The sequence below is a fragment of the Mesobacillus harenae genome, assembly GCF_013343715.1.
Classification (GTDB): domain Bacteria; phylum Bacillota; class Bacilli; order Bacillales; family Cytobacillaceae; genus Mesobacillus_A; species Mesobacillus_A harenae.
In genome coordinates this window covers 163419-181445 of the sequence record NZ_JABUNR010000007.1, presented here as the reverse complement: position 1 = coordinate 181445, position 18027 = coordinate 163419, and the positions used below count along the sequence as shown (strand labels likewise).

The window sequence follows — 18027 nt, the reverse complement described above, 5'->3', positions numbered from 1 at the left end:
ATTTTCGCAGCGTATTTACAATACGCAGTAATTTGGCGGTGTATGAAAATAAAGTAGAAAAACAGCTGTTGATTCCAATAGGGAATTAACAGCTGTCTTTTTTTCTTTAATTAGTGTCACAAAACGCTTCTTTGTTGGAGTTTCCAGTTTGCTCGTTTCTGGGAACAAACTGTGTTTGTTCCTAGTCGTCTCCGCTTTTCTGTTTGTCCAGCCCCAGCGCCTAGCTCCTCGAATCGCTTCGGTCCTGCTGCTGAAGTCAAAGAACGACTTCACCTTCAGGTCCTCCAGCGCTAGTCGGAGCTGATCAAGGCGCTTCCGCTTTTCTGTTTGTCCAGCTCCGCCTCCTAGAAACTCGGCAAACTTCAACTCCTCCTGCAGAAGCACAAAACGCTTCTTTGTCGGAGTCTCCAGTTTGCTCGTTTCTGAACAGTCGTCTCCGCTTTTCTGTTTGACAGTGTTTTTTTTTCGTGTTACGTTTACCTTTAATTAGAGATATTTTAATTAAGGGTAATTTTATATGGTAACTAATAAGGGGATTATTTAATATTGTGTGAGCAATAGACGATCACTGTGGTAAAAAAAAGCTTATAGGATCAGAATATATATAAATGAGAGTAACTGGAGGATTTAGATGAATCATTTAAAGGGTATCCATCACGTGACTGCGATTACAAGCAGCGCTGAAAAAAATTATGAATTCTTTACGTATGTTCTAGGAATGCGTCTAGTAAAAAAAACCGTTAACCAGGATGATATTCAAACCTATCATTTATTTTTTGCAGATGATACAGGGAGCCCAGGTACCGATATGACCTTTTTTGACTTCCCAGGCATTCCAAAGGGCGTTCATGGAACGAATGAAATCTCAAAAACATCACTTCGAGTACCAAGTGATGATGCCATCGAATACTGGGTGAAACGCTTTGACCGTCTGGAAGTAAAACATTCTGGTATTAAACAGCAATTTGGCAAGCAGACTCTTTCTTTTGTGGATTTTGATGATCAGCAATATCAGTTAATTTCAGATGAGAACAATGACGGAGTTGCTGCAGGCACGCCATGGCAGGAAGGACCTGTGCCTTTGGAGTATGCCATTACTGGATTAGGGCCGTTATTTGTCCGTATCGATAATTTGGATTATTTCAAAGAAATGATGGAAAAGGTTCTCTTGTTTAAACAAGTTGCTAGTGAAGGGGCGTTTCATTTATTTGAAGTTGGTGAAGGCGGAAATGGTGCTCAGGTAGTTGCTGAATACAATGCGGTTCTTCCTCAGGCAAGACAGGGGTATGGGACTGTGCACCATGCAGCTTTTAGAGTAGAAGACCGCTCTGTTTTAGAGGAATGGGATAGACGTTTGAGAAGCTTTCAATTTCAAACTTCAGGATTCGTTGATCGTTTTTTCTTTGGATCCCTATATGCAAGATTGGCCCCGCAGATCCTATTTGAGTTTGCTACAGATGGCCCAGGATTTATGGGGGATGAACCTTATGAAACACTTGGAGAGAAACTGTCGCTGCCCCCATTTTTAGAGCCGCAGCGTGAACAAATTGAAAAGTTGGTTCGCCCTATTGATACAGTTCGAAGCACTAAGAAATTAAATAGAAATTAAATGGTCCGTTCGCCGCACACATATAATAATTTAAGGTTTCCATGCAGCCTATAGAGGTTAAAGTAATAGATAAGGGTTTTTCACTCTCGACCTTTAAAGGAGGAAATGCAATGAACCCGATTATTTTATTTGACGGAGAATGTAACTTTTGTGATTCGAGCGTTCAGTTTATTATTAAACGTGATAAAAAAGAGGTTTTTCACTTTGCTTCTCTTCAAAGTGAGGCAGGACAGGAACTAATAAAGAAATTTAATGTTCCACCAGATGTCGATAGCATGATTTTGATTGAAGATGATAAAGTATATTATAAATCAGCCGCCGCCTTAAGAATCAGCCGTCATCTTGAAGGGGCTTGGAAGCTGTTGTACGGACTTACGATCACGCCAAGTCCGATTCGAAATGCAGTGTACGATATTGTTGCCAAGAACCGTATGAAGTGGTTTGGTAAAAAAGACAGCTGCATGCTGCCTCCTCCAAATGTCAGAAAGCGATTCTTATAAAATTCACAAAAAAAGCACGGGAAAGCAACAAGCTTTTCCGTGCTTTTTCGTTTTGCTGAAGTGGCCTTATTCCATGGTTGAAAAACGCCATAGCTGATTGGCGGTGGGATGGCCCATCATTTCAAGCCCTTTGTCTTGTGCTTGGTGTATGATCTGCCAAGAGGAAGCTTGAGTACTCTTTAAGTAAACCTCATGATGAGGCGCCTGGTCATGAATTCCGGCTATATCAATTACTCCATCCTTATAGAAGGATGCTTGCAAATCATAGTCGATGGCTGGGGCAACGATTAAAGGGTTACTAACCGAATGGCTTATCTGGAAAACTGTATGGTCTTCTAAATTGAGTACTTTTTCTAATTGAATATTATCATCAGAACCTTGACCCTCTTCTCTGAATTTCCGCCGCCAGTTATAGGCACGAGTCTTGCCTACCTGTTTTGTTAATTTAACAGCGGGCTCATCCTTTGTCATATCGACAGTAATATCAGCCCTTGTCCGAAACTGCTGAGATTCTGCATCAAATCCCCGATTATCACCTCTAAAATAATGGGAATTGGATGTAGGATTTGGATTCTTCAGCCATTTCTTGGTTAAAAAAGTTGTGTAACGAAGCTGCATGGGATTTTTGAATCTTTCCCCGGTTGTGTCTTTAGTTTTTAATAGATGGTCTATCCTTCCAATCCTTTTAGTGATTCTCAGCTCCTCATAGGCTGTTTGTTGCTGTGTTGTATCCTTTTTTAAAAAGCCAAGCAGTTCTGAAAGTAAAAATTTTCCGGTGCTTATATTTTCCTCTGAAGAAATAAGAGGGCGCTTAGCTTTAATTGTATAAATATATTCTTTATTGTTTCTTACCCGTTGGTCTATAAAAAAGTTGCCCTTTACCTTTCCAACGAGCGTACCGTTTCGGAAGATTGTATACTCTGTTATTCCATCAATATGCTCCCAGTATAAACGAATTTTTCCTTTTATAATGACCGTTGTAATAATAAGGTTCTGTAATATATTATCCTCGTTTTTTTCTTTGGGTGCAGTAGCTGTCTGTATTTTCATTATATTAATCTCGTCTTTGGTTTCTTCTTCAATTGTGTACGTATAAATGGTCCCAGGAGTGAGATGGTGGTCTGAGAAGCTTCTTTCTGCACCGGAATATACTAGCTGGTTACCTCTATATACACGATAAAAGCCCCCTTTTCCGTTCCAATGCAAAGTGAGCTTATTTTGCTTATGTTCAATTGAATCTGCCATGAAAGAAGAAGAATGAGAGTCTGCCCGTCGCTCCTGGTTTGCTGAAATTAGGTAGCCGGCCCCTGCAGCCCCTAACGCTAATAGAGTGAAACGTCTATTCATATTGATCCTCCTTTAGTTCGCTTATTTAAATTCTCCATTGTTTCTTTTACCCTAAAAGTGTCTGGGGCACACTATTCTGGGAGGGAGTAAAGATTTATCTTCCAGAGACTTGGTCACAATATTGAAACTTTCTATCTTTCATTTATCTATTAAGATAAAAGAGATTTCTTTTTACAACTTTGTGAGGCAGTAATAGGGAAACAGGCGTTATAAAGGAAAGAAGGGCATAGGAATTGATAATAAATTTCTTAGAAGAACCTTTGGTGTTATTATTTGTTATTTTATTCTTAGGGTCTGTTCTGGGCCGTACGAAGTTAAGGGGACTGAGCTTGGGGTCTTCTGGTATTCTCCTTGTTGCTATGCTATTTGGACACTTGGGGTACAAGGTATCTGCAACGATCCAGAACTTGGGGCTTAGTTTTTTTATCGTTGCAGTTGGTCTACAAGCAGGCCCCCGTTTTTTTCGTATGATGAAGACAAACGGAATAATCTTTGGCATCATCGGGCTGTTTATCGTTTTTAGTGCAGCCTTGACCACTATAGCTGTGTCTCAATTGTTCAGCCTATCCCCAGCTTTAAGCCTTGGTTTGATGACTGGTGCACTAACCAGCACTCCTGGATTAGCCGCTGCATTGCAGGCAACCAATGATCCTTTAGCTTCTGTAGGTTATGGGATAGCGTATCCGTTCGGTGTACTGGCAGTTGTGTTATTCGTACAGCTCTTGCCGAAGCTGCTAAAGATTGATCTGGTACAGGATCTAAAACAATACAATGGACCGGTTCGAAATGATGAATCACCTGAATTGATGACAATTGAGGTTACGAATCCCTCCTTTCATAAGCGAACGATAAAGGAACTTTCATTTCATAAATACAACACAGTGGTTATTAGCAGAGTAATTCGCGCCGATCGAACTATTATTGCTTTAAACGATACGGTAATTTTAAGTGGTGATCGTTTGGTGGCAGTTGGTTTAAGGGCAGATTTGAGAAAGCTGTGCAAGGATATCGGCAGAGAGGCTGCCATAAACCTTGAAAACGCTGATCATATAAAGCTTAGAAAAGTTTTGGTGGATGCCGATGATATCATTGGGAAAACTCTGACGGAATTAGGGCTGCGAGGAACTTATGGAGTTACAGTCACTCGAGTAGAGCGCGGCGGTTTTGAGTTTAATCAGGATCCAAAATGGCGGTTAGAACGAGGGGATACTCTGACAATTGTCAGCAGTGAGGACAGGCTGAATGAAGTAGAAAAGCTTTTTGCCAGAAAGCATTTGGCCGTGACAAATGTTGATATCTTTTCACTTAGCTTGGTTCTGTTAATCGGTGTAGCCGTTGGGATGATACCTTTTCATCTTCCAGGGTTAGGAACTATTAAATTAGGCGTGGCTGGAGGTCCTTTGTTTATCGCATTAGTAATTGGCCACTTCGGTAAAATCGGACCGATTCAGGCGCGTTATTACCAGCCATCAAATCAGGTTATCCGTGATATAGGTCTTGCGCTTTTTCTAGCTGGGGCGGGTACGACAGCTGGGCAAGGAGTCGTCGAGGTTGTAGCGGCAGAAGGATTAAGGCTTATTATTGGCGGCGCGTTAATTACAACAATTCCAATTATCGCAGGATTCCTAGTGGCTAGAAAGCTGTTTAAGTTAAGTGCAGCTCACTCTTTAGGAGCTCTTTGCGGCGGGATGACGAGCACTCCTGGAATAGGAGCAGTTAATCAGTTGATAAACTCAGAGGATCCATCAGTTGCCTATGCAGCTGCTTATCCATTTGCCTTGATTTTAGTGGCAATAGCGGCCCAATTACTATTATTTTTTCTATAGAATTTAGGTCTCTTTACGAGTAGTGTTGTGTAAGCTCGGGCTAATTGGACAATAAAACAAAAGAAACAGGCTAAGCAGGGACCTGTTTCTTTGTGCATAGATAAAAGCATATAAATATAATCATTGACTACGGTCTTGCTCCAGTGCCTAGCCAGTGGTGGTTTTCGGGCAGTTCGAGGAATATATGCTTCACTGAAGCTTCTCTTACTAGTTTCTAGTTGCTTGCCATTTATACCCGATACCCCAAACAGTAGACAAATAATTGTCCGCGGGAAATCCGGCTTTTCGAAGTTTATCCCGCAAATTTCTTATGTGTGAGTCAATTGTACGGTCTTCGGTAAATCCATTTTGTCCCCATATTGATGAGATTAGATGTTCTCTTGAAAAGACCTTATTTTGATTGGTAAGAAACAGAATCATAAGGGAGAATTCCTTAGGAGTCAACAAAATATCGGTTGAATGAAATTTGAGTCCGTAAGAATCTTGGTCAAGCACAAGGCCCTCGAATATCAGTTTCTCTTGGCTCTTATTTCTTCGCAGTACAGCTTCAATCCTTGCAACCAGCTCTTCTTCATCGAAAGGTTTTGAGATATAATCGTCTGCCCCAATTTTTAAACCTTTTACTATATCTGGCTTTTCTGTTCTTGCCGTTAACATAATAATAGAAATATCCCAATAGCGTTTAATTTGCCTGCATGCCTCCCATCCGTCCATCTCGGGCATCATTACATCCAGTAAAACCAAATCCGCAGGCTCTGATTCAAGATAGGATATTGCATCCGCAGCAGATGATTTTTTAATGCATTTATAACCAAGTGGAGAGAGGTAGAGCTGTAATAATTCAAGCATTCTACTTTCATCGTCTACTAAAAGAATCGTTGCCAAAGTTACTCATCGCCCCTAAAAGTTATAGTGAATTTGGTGCCAGCCCCAACTTTGCTTTCAACGGAAATCGAGCCTCCATGAGCAAGTACCAGTTCCTGTACAATGGCCAAGCCGAGCCCAGTACCACCTGAGGCTCTTGTTCTCGATTTGTCCACCCGGTAAAATCGATTAAAAATGAACGGTATATCTTTTTCAGGAATTCCTTTACCATTATCCTCTATGATGATGCTTATAAGCTGTTTCTTTTCGATAACAGTCAGAAGTGTCCTAGTTCCGACAGGCGAGTACTTTATTGAATTATCCAACAGATTAAAAAGAATCTGCTCCAGTCTTAGCGTATCTGCATACAAGTGTATGCCAGGCGGAGAGTTTAGCTGTAACTTCATTTGCTTTTCTCTGAAGGCCGGGGACAATTTTTGCTCAATTCCGTTTAAAAAAGAATGCAAGTCAATAGGCTGTTTGGTAATTTCAAACGAGTTCTTATCAAATTTAGCGAGTTCGAACAAATCTTCGACAAGGTTTGAAAGCCGGTTGGTTTCTTCCTGGATAATACGAAGATACTTCTCCTGATCATCCTTAGGAAGACTGCGCTTCAGCAAAATGTCGGTGTATCCCTTTATATAAGTTAGAGGAGTCCGTAATTCATGGGAAATGCTTGCAAGGAAATCATTGCGCTCCTGTTTTAAATAATTAAGATCATTCGCCAAAATTTGTATGGAACTGGATAAGTCTCCGAGTTCATCATTATTTGTTTTTGGAAGGGAAACAGAGAAATTACCCTGGTTAATTTGTGATGTAGCCTCTTTCATTTTCATGAGAGGTTTAGTAAGGGCATTTGATAAAAATATGATTATGACTACTGTTAAACAAATAGCAATAAGACCAGTTAAGAGAAAATGAGCGTTTAATTGCTCAATCTGGGCTTGGACTGAATGGGTATTTAAGAACATATATACATATCCAATTGTTTGCCCGTTATCTTGAACCGGGCTAACGGCAACCAGAAAGGGCTTATCTTTCCAATTCCCTTCCAAGATCCTGCCATTTCGCGGAATGGAGGGATTTGGGTTAGTTAAATACTTTGTGAAAAAATCACTGTTATTTGAGGAATTAAGAATTTTCCCGCCGCTGTCTGTAATGACTACATCTGTAACAGCTTCTGACTCCATTAAGATAACGTGATGAATTGTGTCTAGCTCAAAATGACGCTCGAGAACATTTCGGTGCGAGTTCCCCCTAGCCTGAAGCGCAGTCAGTTCTTCTTCGATTCTTGAATCTACTAATGAAGTGTGTAAAAAGAAAAACATAAAAGTTTCAAGGGTGAAAATAATGAGAAAAAACAATGAGCCAAGCTTTAAGGAGAGTTTGTTCAATAAAATCACCTGTCCTAGTTTTTAGATAGCTTATTAAGAGTTGATCAATTTTGGACAGCAGCATTGAGACCATTTTTATGGCATTTGGGTTTAATCCTATAACTATAATTATAATGGGTAATTCATGCTGTATTTTCAAGAATTATGATGAATCGGTGAAAGTCGTTTGAACAATTACTTCTCTTTCTGTGATAAATCCAGATAGCTTTAGTATTTTATATTTGTAACATATTAAAGTTCATAAAGTATACAAAGTATCTTTAAGTTTTCACTGCCTTAATTTGTTAGAATAGTAGAGATTTCACACGGTAAGCAGCTATCTTATAGCTCTGTAGTAAGGGTAAGACTTATCCTGTGAAAAAGTAAATTTGTATATTAATATCGTAAAGGGAGATAAATAGAATGACAAATAAGAAAAGTTCACCGTTTAAATTAATTGTCATAGTCACGATACTAGTTTTCGCTTTAATAACCGCTGCTGTACTATTGATGGATTCTAATTCAGAAGACAATGGTAAAGCCGAATTAGGCAAGCAGCCACCGATTGAAGGCCAGCCAACAATCGGGAGTGAGGAAGCACCTGTAAGTGTAGTTGAGTTTGGAGACTATAAATGTCCTGCCTGTAAAGCATGGGGAGAGCAGTTTTCCCCACATTTAGTAGAAGAATACGTGGCCAATGGTGATGTGAAGTTCACCTATATTAATGTATTATTTCACGGGGAGGAGTCTGAGTTAGGGTCGCTTGCAGCTGAAGCGGTTTATAAACAAAATCCAGAAAGCTATTGGGAATTCCATAAAAAACTTTTTGATCAGCAGCCCGACTCTAATGACCATGATTCTGTTTGGCTGACAATGGATACTATTGTGGCCGTGGCAGGTACTATACCTTCAATTGATTTGAATCTATTACAAGAAGATATGCAAAGCCAGTCTATAAAGGAGGAAGTCAGTAAGGATTCCGCTTTAACAGATGAATTTAATGTTGAAAAAACGCCAACTGTCATTGTAAATGGGACAATGCTTGAAAACCCTTTTGATTATGAAAAAATTATATTGCTTATCGAACAAGAATTAGAAGGTAAGGAATAATGAAAAACTATAATAAGAATCAATACTTCTTGTATTTTGCCTGGATAGTTTCGATTGTTGCAACTTTGGGAAGTCTCTATTTTAGTGATATACGTGGCTATATTCCTTGTGAACTTTGCTGGTACCAGCGGATTCTGATGTATCCGCTCGTCTTGCTTCTCGGTATTGCGACCTTTAAAAATGATTCATCTATCAAACAATATGCATTGCCTTTTGCATTGATTGGCTGGCTGATTTCCTTTAATCATTACTTGGTTCAAAAGGTCCCTGGGTTTGCTGAAATTAAGCCTTGTGTAAACGGAGTACCTTGTACAGCCATCTATATCAATTGGCTTGGCTTCATTACTATTCCATTTTTAGCCATGACTGCTTTTACACTAATTATCACAGCGTTGGTAATGGTAAAGCGTGCTAAATAGACGTTAATTAGTGGTTCTGTTAAATTTGGCTGCTTAATTTCGCTCCGGGCGTTCCGCTGGGGCGGCCGGGAAGGATGTCTAGCTTCGTCTTCCGGAAACTGCTTCAGCTACGTCAGCAATGTCAGAGCTTACAGTGATTAAAGGATGGTTAGGCTAGCGTTAATCAGATCTGGGACCTGAGCTTAAAGGTGTTAAACAGATCTTGTTGTACCAAGCTATGTTAAAGATGGCTCTATCAAAGGCTAGATTAGTTATATCAGACTAAGCTGGTCTTAATGTCCTAATCAAAAAAACAGGCGGCTCAATTGAGCAGCCTGTTTTTCTCCTTACAAGGACGCTTTTTGTCTTATTTTTTCACAGCAAATTTGTTCATTTTTGTTTTTGAGAAGACGATTGTAAGCAGGAAAGGGACGATAATTGCTACAATCATCGCAATTGTAAACATTCCCCAGTACTGTGCTTGTATAGATAGAATGCCGGGAAGCCCACCAACCCCAATGGAGTTAGCCATAACATTGCTGCCTACAGAGATGACAGCAGCTGCTAGTGAACCGATCATCGCCGCTAAGAATGGGAAGCCATATTTGAGGTTAATCCCGAACATCGCGGGCTCGGTTACTCCAAGGTAACAAGATACTGCAGCAGGAATTGAAACTTGCTTTTCTTCTTCATTTTTACGGTTGATATATATCATCGCAAGTACAGCAGAACCTTGGGCGATATTTGATAAAGCAATCATTGGCCAGAGGTTTGTTCCTCCAAACTCACTCATTAATTGAAGATCAATGGCGTTAGTCATATGATGCAATCCTGTTATAACAAGCGGTGCATAAGCAAATCCGAATATAGCTGCGAATAACCAGCCGAATGCTGAGGTTAAACCAGAATAGACGACATCAGAGATAAATGAGCCAATTGTCCAGCCGATTGGGCCAAGAACAATGTGAGCGATAAGAACCGTTGGAATCAAAGCAAAGAATGGAACCACGATCATTGAAATAGAATTAGGAACAAAACTGCGCAGCCTGCGTTCTAAAATTGCTAGGACAAAACCAGCAAGAATAGCAGGGATTACTTGAGCCTGATAACCAATCATATCAATCTGTGCAAAGCCAAAGTCCCAAACAGGTATTTCAGCTCCTCCTGCGACTCCATAAGCGTTCAGCAGCTGGGGAGAAACGAGTGTGAGACCAAGGACGATCCCGAGAATTTGTGAAGTACCCATTTTTTTCGTAATCGACCAGGTGATACCGACAGGCAAGAAGTGGAATACCGCTTCACCAATTAACCAAAGGAAGTGGTGAACCCCAGCCCAAAACTGGGAAGATTCAACAAGGGTAATAGTGCCATTCTCGAGCATTTTGATATCCCCAATTACATTTCTAAACCCGAGAATAAGGCCCCCAACGACAAGAGCTGGGATAAGTGGAGTGAAGATATCTGCTAAATGAGCAATCATTCGCTGCAGCCAGCTCATATTCTGTTTAGCAGCCTCTTTTGCATCATCTTTTGAAGCGCTTTCGACATCGGCAACCTTTACAAACTCATTATAAAAATCAGAAACTTCATTTCCTATAATAACTTGAAATTGCCCTGCTTGTGTAAATGTCCCTTTTACAAGTTTAATAGATTCAATTTTTTCAATATCCGCCTTTTGGGGATCTTTTAACACAAAGCGCATTCTAGTAACGCAATGGGTGACTGACGCAATGTTGTCTTTTCCCCCAATATGTTCCAGTAGTTCATTAGCTGGCCCATTATATTTACTCATTTTGTTCCTCCTGAATTGTGGAATGGTGAAAAAAAGGTGCGCCAACCTTATATGCACAGATTGAAGTGCGTCTATATCTTATTTACCTGTATATACAAGTGTTGTTTGCGTTTACATAATAACCTGTATATACATCTTTGTCAATTAAGAAAATAATCCAAGGAGAAAATGGAAATAATAAATATTTAAAAAGAATTGACAAAAGTTCGAGATTCCATTATCGTTATGCTAACAGTTGAATAGTTTCTCCTAAAGGGGAGTAGCTTTTACAGCAAAGTCGTCATTTCGGAGTTTTACCACTCTCGGCTTTGTTGGCAGCGTAACCGTTGTTAGCAAGACCTTTACCTGTTGGTAAAGGTCTTTATTTTTTATGAGACCTTCGCCATGCATTAGCTGGTGAAGGTTTTTTTATTGCCAGCATGGGGGACGGTGTAACTGGAAATCCTATTAGCAAAGGTTTTAGGATAAATTTATTAAGAGTGGAGTGAGAAATATGAAGAAGAAAAAGATGGCATTTTCTGAGTTAATCAAGAAAAATAAACAAGAACTTTTGAATGATAAAACTGAGCTTGAAAAAATAGAAAAACGTCTTGATGAAAAGTACGCTTCACGGAAATAGAACAAAAGAACACTTCATTTTGCTGCAGACAAGGCTTTCAGAGCGCCAACGATTAATTGCGAAAAGGTGATGAAAATTGTTCAAGTATTTTAAAAGGCTGAAGTTTGTTTTGAAGTTTTGGAAGTTTATACCGTTTATAAAGGACTTCTTCTCTTCAAAGGAAGTGGGGCTGCACAAAAAAGTGCTCAGTATTTTGCTTATTGCCACATATGCCTTCTTTCCTTTTGATTTAATACCGGACTACCTGGCTCTAATAGGTATTGTTGATGATGTAGTCATTGCCACGTTCTTCCTTGAAAGAATGGTAAAGATGGCTCCACAGTCGTTAAAAGAAAGACATGGTTTTATAGATAAAGCAGCTTAGCTATTTTAATAAATAGTAGGGGGAACATATAATGGAACTGTCCATTTTTTTAGAATATAGTTGGGTATTAGTCCTGTTAATTGCTATTGAGGGGTTACTGGCTGCTGATAATGCACTTGTTTTAGCGATCATGGTTAAGCATCTCCCGGAGGAAGATAGAAAGAGAGCCCTGTTTTATGGGTTAGCCGGAGCATTCGTATTCCGCTTCCTCTCGCTATTCGCTATTTCATTCCTTGTCGATGTTTGGCAGGTTCAAGCGATAGGAGCACTTTATCTTCTGTTTATTGCCATTAATCACATTGTCCGTAAACTTGTTTTCAGCAAGATGAAGGAAAAACATACTGAGGAAAAAGATAAGAAAAAATCTGGATTCTGGGCAACTGTTATCAAGGTAGAACTGGCTGATATCGCTTTTGCAGTTGACTCCATCCTTGCAGCAGTAGCACTTGCAATGGCTCTACCGAATACTAATTTACCCAATATCGGCGGTTTAGATGGCGGGAAATTCCTTGTTATTTTTACTGGCGGATTAATCGGGTTGGTGATCATGCGTTTTGCTGCGAATCTGTTTGTCAAACTCCTTCATACACGGCCTGGTCTGGAAATTGCAGCCTTCGCAATTGTCGGATGGGTCGGGGTTAAGCTGGCAGTCCTCACGTTAGGACACAAAGATATCGGTATACTGTCATATGATTTTGCCCATTCAACTGAATGGAAGGTATTTTTCTATGCGGTCCTTATTTCGATAGCGGCAGCTGGCTGGTTTTTGTCAAAAGAGAAGATAGACCCAGAAGCGATTCCTAGTACTGAAACTAATGCTTCCTAGGAGAATTGGTAGTAAAACTCTCCAAGAAGAACTTTAAGTATAATTCTTTCGCTAAATACGAACATTAGGTTTAGCGGAGGTGGAAGTCCTGGATAAAAATCAACAAAGTTCAAAGCAAAAGGATATAAAGGCTGATTCATATGAGGCTGAAGTAATATCTGATAAGACAAAGCATTTAAATTATGTTCCAAAGCCACATGGTACAATTGGCCAGCAAATTACCCCCGATACAGAATGAAAAGCTGCCTTTTATGGCGGCTTTTTTTGAGAAAGCCATAAGCCTTTCTTATATAGAAAAATCTGGCTTGTTTTGTAGCCAAACTTAAACTTTCTGTATTTATCTGTTACTGTCTTAAGGACATCTCAGGAAAAAGTCCTTCTTTATAGGATGCTATAATTAGTTTTATATATAAAAAAGAGCCGTTGATTTTATTGAAAAATCACGGCTCTTTTTCTATATCCATTGCATATACTGCGACATAACTGCCGATTTGGGGTTCACTGCGCTTTCCGCGGGCTCAAGCTGAGCTGGTTTCATCATCTACGCTTTCCAACAGGAGCCCTCGTGTATTTCCTCCGCTAGCATTGCATCTATAAATGAATAGGCATCTTGATTGGAGCGAAAGGCAGTAAAACCTTCTAATTTTCGAGTGCTCCTGCAACTGGATAGTTTTCTAAGTTGATTTCCAAGTCTTGCCCTAAAGCTAGTTTTGCAAGCTCTGCTCCGATATAGGGCCCCATCGTCAAACCTGATGCCCCTAAGCCGTTCGCCACGAAAATACCGGTCCATCCAGGCAACGGACCGATCACAGGAAGATATCCTGGAGTGAAGGGGCGGAAACCGCTTCGTGCTTCAACAAACGTACTATCTGCTAAGCCTGGAGCAGTCTCTAATACTTTATTGAATATCTCTTGAAGGCCACCGGCAGTTATACGTGCATCAAACTGATCGGTGTCTTCGTGAGTGGCACCAGCTACCATCCGGCCATTTTCAAAAGCAAGTAAATACTGGCTTCCAGGCGGCATTACAACAGGCCATTTTTCCGTATTGGCATCTGGAATTTTGAGATGGGCAATTTGAGCCTTTTGAAAAGTAACTTTAAAATTCACGCCTAAAGGTTTAAATAATTCAGCAGCCCATGCCCCGGCACAAACAATAACTGAGTCAGCCTTATGAAAGTCGTTCCCCACGTGCACACCCGTTATCGTATTTTCCTCCGAGCTTAGACTGGCGTCACCATTTATTAGGGTAGCCCCATGCTTCTGGGCTGCACTCAGCAGGGAATTCCGAAGTGCTCTTCCATCAACACGCGCACCGCCGCTTACATATACGGAAGAAAACTCATCATCAAGCGGAGGAAAAAGAGAAATCGTTTTCTGCTGATCAAACTCGTGAATCTGACCAACCTCTGGGGCATTTTCTCTTCGTGCGTATCCCCTCTTAGCCATTTTGCCCAGCTTTTCTGGATCTTTTTGCAAGCTGAGCGCACCAACTTTGGCATAGCCAGTTTTTATTTCTCCATCTTTTTCCAGTTCTTCAACTAAACTAGGATAAAAGCGAGCCCCTGCTTTTGCCAGCTCGTACCACGCCATGTTGCGGCGCTGTGATAGCCATGGGCAGATGATCCCGGCTGCAGCATCTGTTGCTTGTCCTTTATCATTGCGATCGACAATAAGGACTTCCGCCCCACTTTTTACAAGCTGGTAGGCTGTAGATGCTCCTAAAATACCTGCTCCAATAACAATGATTTTTTTCATATTTAGCATCCTTTTAAATTTCTTTTGTTAAGTTTTAGCTTCTTCTTTTAAATCATATCATTTTATGACTCAGCTTTTATAGGGCGGTAAGCATAAAGGCAGCAAAAACCGATAATCATCAGTAAACCTTCTTATTGGTGTAAATTTCTATAATTGTCCATTTTTCATGTCTGTCCCTAAAAATAAATAGGACAATCTATCTGTGCCATTCTGCCTTAATCAGAATTTTTTTTTGCGAAATAACTGTATAATTCAGTGGGAATATTCAGAAAAGTAAAACGATAGTGCATATTTGGGAGTATCTAGAAGCATCTGCTAACAATTTTAAGTTATCCTTTCTTCAAAGGCGCTCATACAGTGAGAGACATTATAATCCCTAAATAACCTTAAATATGGCGTTTGTCTGATAATTTAGAATCCCGTAGACTTAATACCTATAGGGGGTTAGAAAATGAAAAAACTATTTACAATACTAAGTGTCAGCCTGTTAGTTATTTTTACAGCAGCATGCTCGACAACTTCTTCAGGTGCAGATGATGATATGTCCACACTTGAAAAAGCAAGAGAAGAAGGAAAGGTTGTAGTAGGGTTTGCAGGTGAAAACCCATATGCTTATGAGGATGAGAATGGTAATTTAACTGGTGAAGCAGTTGAAGTTTCCAGAGAAATTTTTAAGGAGCTTGGCATTGATGAAATGGAAGGGGTCTTAACTAAATTTGGTTCCCTTATCCCAGGTTTGCAAGCCGGAAAATTTGATGTTATAACAGCGGGAATGTACATAACACCAGATCGCTGTAAAGAAGTAGCGTTTGGCGAACCAGAATATAGCATTGGAGAAGCTCTGGCTGTTCAAAAGGGTAATCCACATAATTTACATAGCTATGAAGATATTGCTGCAAATCCAGATGTCAAAATCGCTGTAATGAATGGTGCAATTGAAATCGATTATCTAGAAGCAGCTGGAGTACAAGAAAGCCAGATGGAGATTGTTCAGGATATCCCTTCGAACATCACATCACTTGAGTCTGGCCGCGTTGATGCAATCACGATGACAGGACCAACTCTTGAAGCGGCTCTTGCAACAGCTAATGCTAAGAACATTGATCGTGTTGAAGATTTCACGCAGCCAGTAGTTGACGGAGAAAGTGTCCGTGGATATGGGGCAGCAGCCTTTAATCCGGAGGATGAGGAACTCCTTGCAGCTTATAATGAAGAGCTGGCTAAGTTAAAGGATTCCGGACAGCTTTTGGATATCATCAGTGAGTTTGGTTTTACAGAAGCAGACTTGCCTGGAGATGCGACAGCAGAAGAACTTTGTAAATAATAGTTTATAGTTCAAGTGATTCAGAGGTCAGGCGCTCTTAAAAGGGGGCCTGCTTCTTGGTTTTTAGGACTTAAATGAATTTTAGGATGTGGTGAAAATATATGGAAGCATATATAAATATTTTGCCAAGATTGCTGCCAGGGGCTGTAATAACGGTTCAGGTTTTACTAGCGTCAGCAGCGCTGGCTTTCGTTGTAGCATTTGTTGCCGGACTTGGCCGCGTTTCAAAATATTCTATCGTTAGAAAAATTACGGCTGTTTATGTAGAGCTTTTCAGAGGCACATCTCTGCTTGTCCAGTTATTTTGGATTTACTTTGCACTGCCAGCCTTTGGGATTCAATTTTCCCCGTTTCTTGCTGGGGTTGTAGCACTGGGGCTGAATTATGGAGCATATGCTTCTGAGGTTGTCCGTGGTGCCATTCTAGCCGTTCCAAGTGGCCAAACAGAAGCTTCCATCGCACTAAATATGAGTAACTGGCAGAGAATGCGTTTAATCATTCTGCCGCAGGCATTCCGTATTATGCTACCAGGTTTTGGTAATATTTCAATTGAATTGCTAAAAGGCACATCTTTAGTTTCACTGATTACCCTGACTGATTTAACATATAAAGGACTAATTATCCAAAATACAAATCTCAGCTATACAATGCCCGTATTCGTTATGCTGTTGGTGGTATATTTCATAATTGCTTTGCCGCTCATTATACTTGCGAAAAAACTGGAAAAGAACGCATCGAGAGGAGTGGCTAAAGCATGACATGGAACTGGGAATTCGCCTTTGAAATTTTTCCGGAAATCGCGAGTGCGATATGGCTCGTTATTGGGATTACAATAGGAGCTTACATAGTTTCGTTAGTTCTGGGACTAGTTTTAACGTTTGCAAGACGATCAAGCTTTAAGCCATTAGCTTATCTTACTTATGGTTTCATTGAATTTGTCAGAAGCACCCCACCATTAGTGCAATTGTTTTTTGTTTACTTCGCATTGCCTGCAATTGGTATTTCCCTAAACAAATATGCAGCCGGGATTTTAACATTAGGCATTCATTACAGTACGTACCTTTCGGAAGTGTACCGGTCAGGAATTGATTCAGTACCAAAAGGCCAGTGGGAAGCAGCTAGAGCAATGAACTTCTCGAAAATCCAAACATGGTTCCGAGTGATTCTTCCTCAAGCAATTCCTCCAGTTATCCCGATGATCGGGAACTACTTACTTGTACTATTTAAAGAAACCCCGCTGTTGATGGCAATCGGTGTAGGAGAATTTTTGCAGGAAGCTCAGCTGATCGGCGCCTCCAATTTTCGATACCTTGAACCGATAACAATTGTCGGACTTTTATTCCTGCTGCTAAGCTATCCATCTGCAGTGTTAATAAACAAACTAGAGCAAAGGTCGAAGCTTGGATTTGGCACAAGAAAGAACTGAAAGGGTGATACAGTTTGGGTATGACAGAAAAACAGCTAAAAAGTTCAAATAAGCCGGATAAGGAAATGCCGCTTGTTCAATATGAAAACGTAACGAAAAAATTTGGGGATGTAGAAGTATTAAAAGGTCTGGACTTAGAAATTAAACAGGGTGAAAAAGTTGCCCTAATCGGGCCGAGCGGTTCTGGAAAAACGACAATTATCCGCATGCTGATGACTCTCGAAAAGCCTTCAGGGGGAGTGATTTCGCTAAACGGTGAACCACTTTGGCATAAGAAGATTGGCGACAAGCTAGTTCCTGCCGATGAAAAGCATTTGCGAAAACTGCGCAGCGATATTGGGATGGTTTTTCAGCACTTTAATTTATTTCCTCATATGACGATTTTACGAAATGTTACAGAAGCTCCTATTCATGTACTTGGTCTTTCAAAAGAGGAAGCAAACGAACGGGCAGTCGACATGCTGAATAAGGTTGGATTGGGTGATAAGCTTGATGCTTACCCTGAACAGCTTTCAGGCGGACAAAAGCAGAGGGTTGCAATAGCACGTGCAGTGGTGATGCATCCTAAGGTTATGTTGTTTGATGAAGTCACCTCTGCTCTTGATCCAGAGCTTGTAGGGGAGGTTCTACAGGTTATTAGGGATCTTGCTAAGGAAACTGATATGGCCATGATTCTTGTTACTCATGAAATGGACTTTGCCCGGGATATCGCCGATAGGGTTGTATTTTTGCATAATGGGCAAATAGAGGAAGAAGGTCATCCTGAAGATATCTTTGAGACTCCGGAAAGTGAAAGGCTGCAAGGCTTCTTAAGCCGTTTTTTAAACACATAATAACAACAAAACAAGATTGCCTCTCCGTGGAGGCAGTCTTGTTTTACTATGGAATACT

The 18027-nt window shown here is 40.4% G+C and carries 19 protein-coding genes; 13 read left to right on the top strand and 6 right to left on the bottom strand.

Annotated features, from left to right (window positions below):
* Positions 1-15 precede the first annotated feature (15 nt).
* A complete protein-coding gene (locus tag HRJ06_RS10595) occupies positions 16-366 on the bottom strand; it encodes a hypothetical protein (RefSeq protein ID WP_174732796.1) in 351 nt (116 codons plus the stop codon).
* Positions 367-631: 265 nt separating this feature from the next.
* On the opposite strand from HRJ06_RS10595, the gene HRJ06_RS10590 reads away from it, so the two are divergent.
* Both HRJ06_RS10590 and HRJ06_RS10585 read left to right on the top strand, forming a co-directional pair.
* The gene (locus tag HRJ06_RS10590; RefSeq protein WP_174732794.1) at positions 632-1609 is read left to right on the top strand and encodes a ring-cleaving dioxygenase; all 978 of its coding nucleotides are present in this window, start codon (positions 632-634) and stop codon (positions 1607-1609) included.
* Between the two features lie 110 nt (positions 1610-1719).
* Positions 1720-2109, top strand: a complete 390-nt coding sequence (locus HRJ06_RS10585) for a thiol-disulfide oxidoreductase DCC family protein (protein WP_174732792.1) — start codon at positions 1720-1722, stop codon at positions 2107-2109.
* A 66-nt stretch (positions 2110-2175) separates the two neighbouring features.
* Here the strand turns inward: HRJ06_RS10585 and HRJ06_RS10580 are convergent, their stop codons facing one another.
* Positions 2176-3456 (bottom strand): DUF3238 domain-containing protein, encoded by a 1281-nt coding sequence (locus HRJ06_RS10580; RefSeq protein ID WP_174732790.1) that lies wholly within the window; start codon positions 3454-3456, stop codon positions 2176-2178.
* A gap of 233 nt (positions 3457-3689) precedes the next feature.
* Between HRJ06_RS10580 and HRJ06_RS10575 the strand changes: the two genes are divergently transcribed.
* Entirely contained in the window at positions 3690-5282 is a 1593-nt protein-coding gene (locus HRJ06_RS10575; protein WP_197969915.1) for an aspartate:alanine exchanger family transporter, read from the top strand.
* A 207-nt stretch (positions 5283-5489) separates the two neighbouring features.
* On the opposite strand, the gene HRJ06_RS10570 is transcribed toward HRJ06_RS10575, so the two are convergent.
* Both HRJ06_RS10570 and HRJ06_RS10565 read right to left on the bottom strand, forming a co-directional pair.
* Positions 5490-6167 (bottom strand): response regulator transcription factor, encoded by a 678-nt coding sequence (locus tag HRJ06_RS10570; protein WP_174732788.1) that lies wholly within the window; start codon positions 6165-6167, stop codon positions 5490-5492.
* Between the two features lie 2 nt (positions 6168-6169).
* Positions 6170-7540, bottom strand: coding sequence for a sensor histidine kinase (locus HRJ06_RS10565; RefSeq protein WP_174732786.1), 1371 nt, complete (start codon positions 7538-7540; stop codon positions 6170-6172).
* A gap of 402 nt (positions 7541-7942) precedes the next feature.
* Here HRJ06_RS10565 and HRJ06_RS10560 point away from each other — a divergent pair, with 402 nt between their 5' ends.
* Both HRJ06_RS10560 and HRJ06_RS10555 read left to right on the top strand, forming a co-directional pair.
* The gene (locus tag HRJ06_RS10560; RefSeq protein ID WP_174732784.1) at positions 7943-8629 is read left to right on the top strand and encodes a DsbA family protein; all 687 of its coding nucleotides are present in this window, start codon (positions 7943-7945) and stop codon (positions 8627-8629) included.
* A complete protein-coding gene (locus HRJ06_RS10555) occupies positions 8629-9048 on the top strand; it encodes a disulfide oxidoreductase (RefSeq protein ID WP_174732782.1) in 420 nt (139 codons plus the stop codon). The genes HRJ06_RS10560 and HRJ06_RS10555 overlap by 1 nt, the downstream gene beginning before the upstream one ends.
* Before the next feature lie 346 nt (positions 9049-9394).
* Here HRJ06_RS10555 and treP read toward each other — a convergent pair whose 3' ends face one another.
* Entirely contained in the window at positions 9395-10819 is a 1425-nt protein-coding gene (treP, locus tag HRJ06_RS10550) for a PTS system trehalose-specific EIIBC component (protein ID WP_174732780.1), read from the bottom strand.
* A gap of 493 nt (positions 10820-11312) precedes the next feature.
* Here treP and HRJ06_RS10545 point away from each other — a divergent pair, with 493 nt between their 5' ends.
* From HRJ06_RS10545 to HRJ06_RS10530, 4 genes are all read left to right on the top strand, one after another.
* Positions 11313-11438, top strand: coding sequence for an FbpB family small basic protein (locus HRJ06_RS10545; protein ID WP_174732777.1), 126 nt, complete (start codon positions 11313-11315; stop codon positions 11436-11438).
* A gap of 76 nt (positions 11439-11514) precedes the next feature.
* A complete protein-coding gene (locus HRJ06_RS10540) occupies positions 11515-11802 on the top strand; it encodes a YkvA family protein (protein WP_174732775.1) in 288 nt (95 codons plus the stop codon).
* Between the two features lie 31 nt (positions 11803-11833).
* On the top strand, positions 11834-12628 hold the full coding sequence (locus tag HRJ06_RS10535; protein ID WP_174732773.1) for a TerC family protein: 795 nt from the start codon (positions 11834-11836) through the stop codon (positions 12626-12628).
* Positions 12629-12707: 79 nt separating this feature from the next.
* On the top strand, positions 12708-12866 hold the full coding sequence (locus HRJ06_RS10530) for a hypothetical protein (RefSeq protein ID WP_174732771.1): 159 nt from the start codon (positions 12708-12710) through the stop codon (positions 12864-12866).
* 401 nt (positions 12867-13267) lie between these two features.
* Here the strand turns inward: HRJ06_RS10530 and HRJ06_RS10525 are convergent, their stop codons facing one another.
* Positions 13268-14386, bottom strand: coding sequence for an NAD(P)/FAD-dependent oxidoreductase (locus HRJ06_RS10525; RefSeq protein ID WP_174732769.1), 1119 nt, complete (start codon positions 14384-14386; stop codon positions 13268-13270).
* A 451-nt stretch (positions 14387-14837) separates the two neighbouring features.
* On the opposite strand from HRJ06_RS10525, the gene ehuB reads away from it, so the two are divergent.
* The 4 genes from ehuB (at position 14838) to ehuA (ending at position 17969) form a co-directional block, all read left to right on the top strand.
* Positions 14838-15710, top strand: a complete 873-nt coding sequence (gene ehuB, locus HRJ06_RS10520) for an ectoine/hydroxyectoine ABC transporter substrate-binding protein EhuB (protein WP_174732767.1) — start codon at positions 14838-14840, stop codon at positions 15708-15710.
* A gap of 101 nt (positions 15711-15811) precedes the next feature.
* Positions 15812-16468, top strand: coding sequence for an ectoine/hydroxyectoine ABC transporter permease subunit EhuC (gene ehuC, locus HRJ06_RS10515; RefSeq protein ID WP_174732765.1), 657 nt, complete (start codon positions 15812-15814; stop codon positions 16466-16468).
* The gene (gene ehuD, locus HRJ06_RS10510; protein WP_174732763.1) at positions 16465-17136 is read left to right on the top strand and encodes an ectoine/hydroxyectoine ABC transporter permease subunit EhuD; all 672 of its coding nucleotides are present in this window, start codon (positions 16465-16467) and stop codon (positions 17134-17136) included. Before ehuC ends, ehuD begins: the two co-directional genes overlap by 4 nt.
* 20 nt (positions 17137-17156) lie before the next feature.
* Positions 17157-17969 carry an ectoine/hydroxyectoine ABC transporter ATP-binding protein EhuA gene (ehuA, locus tag HRJ06_RS10505; RefSeq protein WP_277874669.1) on the top strand — a complete coding sequence of 271 codons (813 nt, stop codon included), beginning with the start codon at positions 17157-17159 and terminating at the stop codon, positions 17967-17969.
* The last annotated feature ends 58 nt before the right edge of the window (positions 17970-18027 follow it).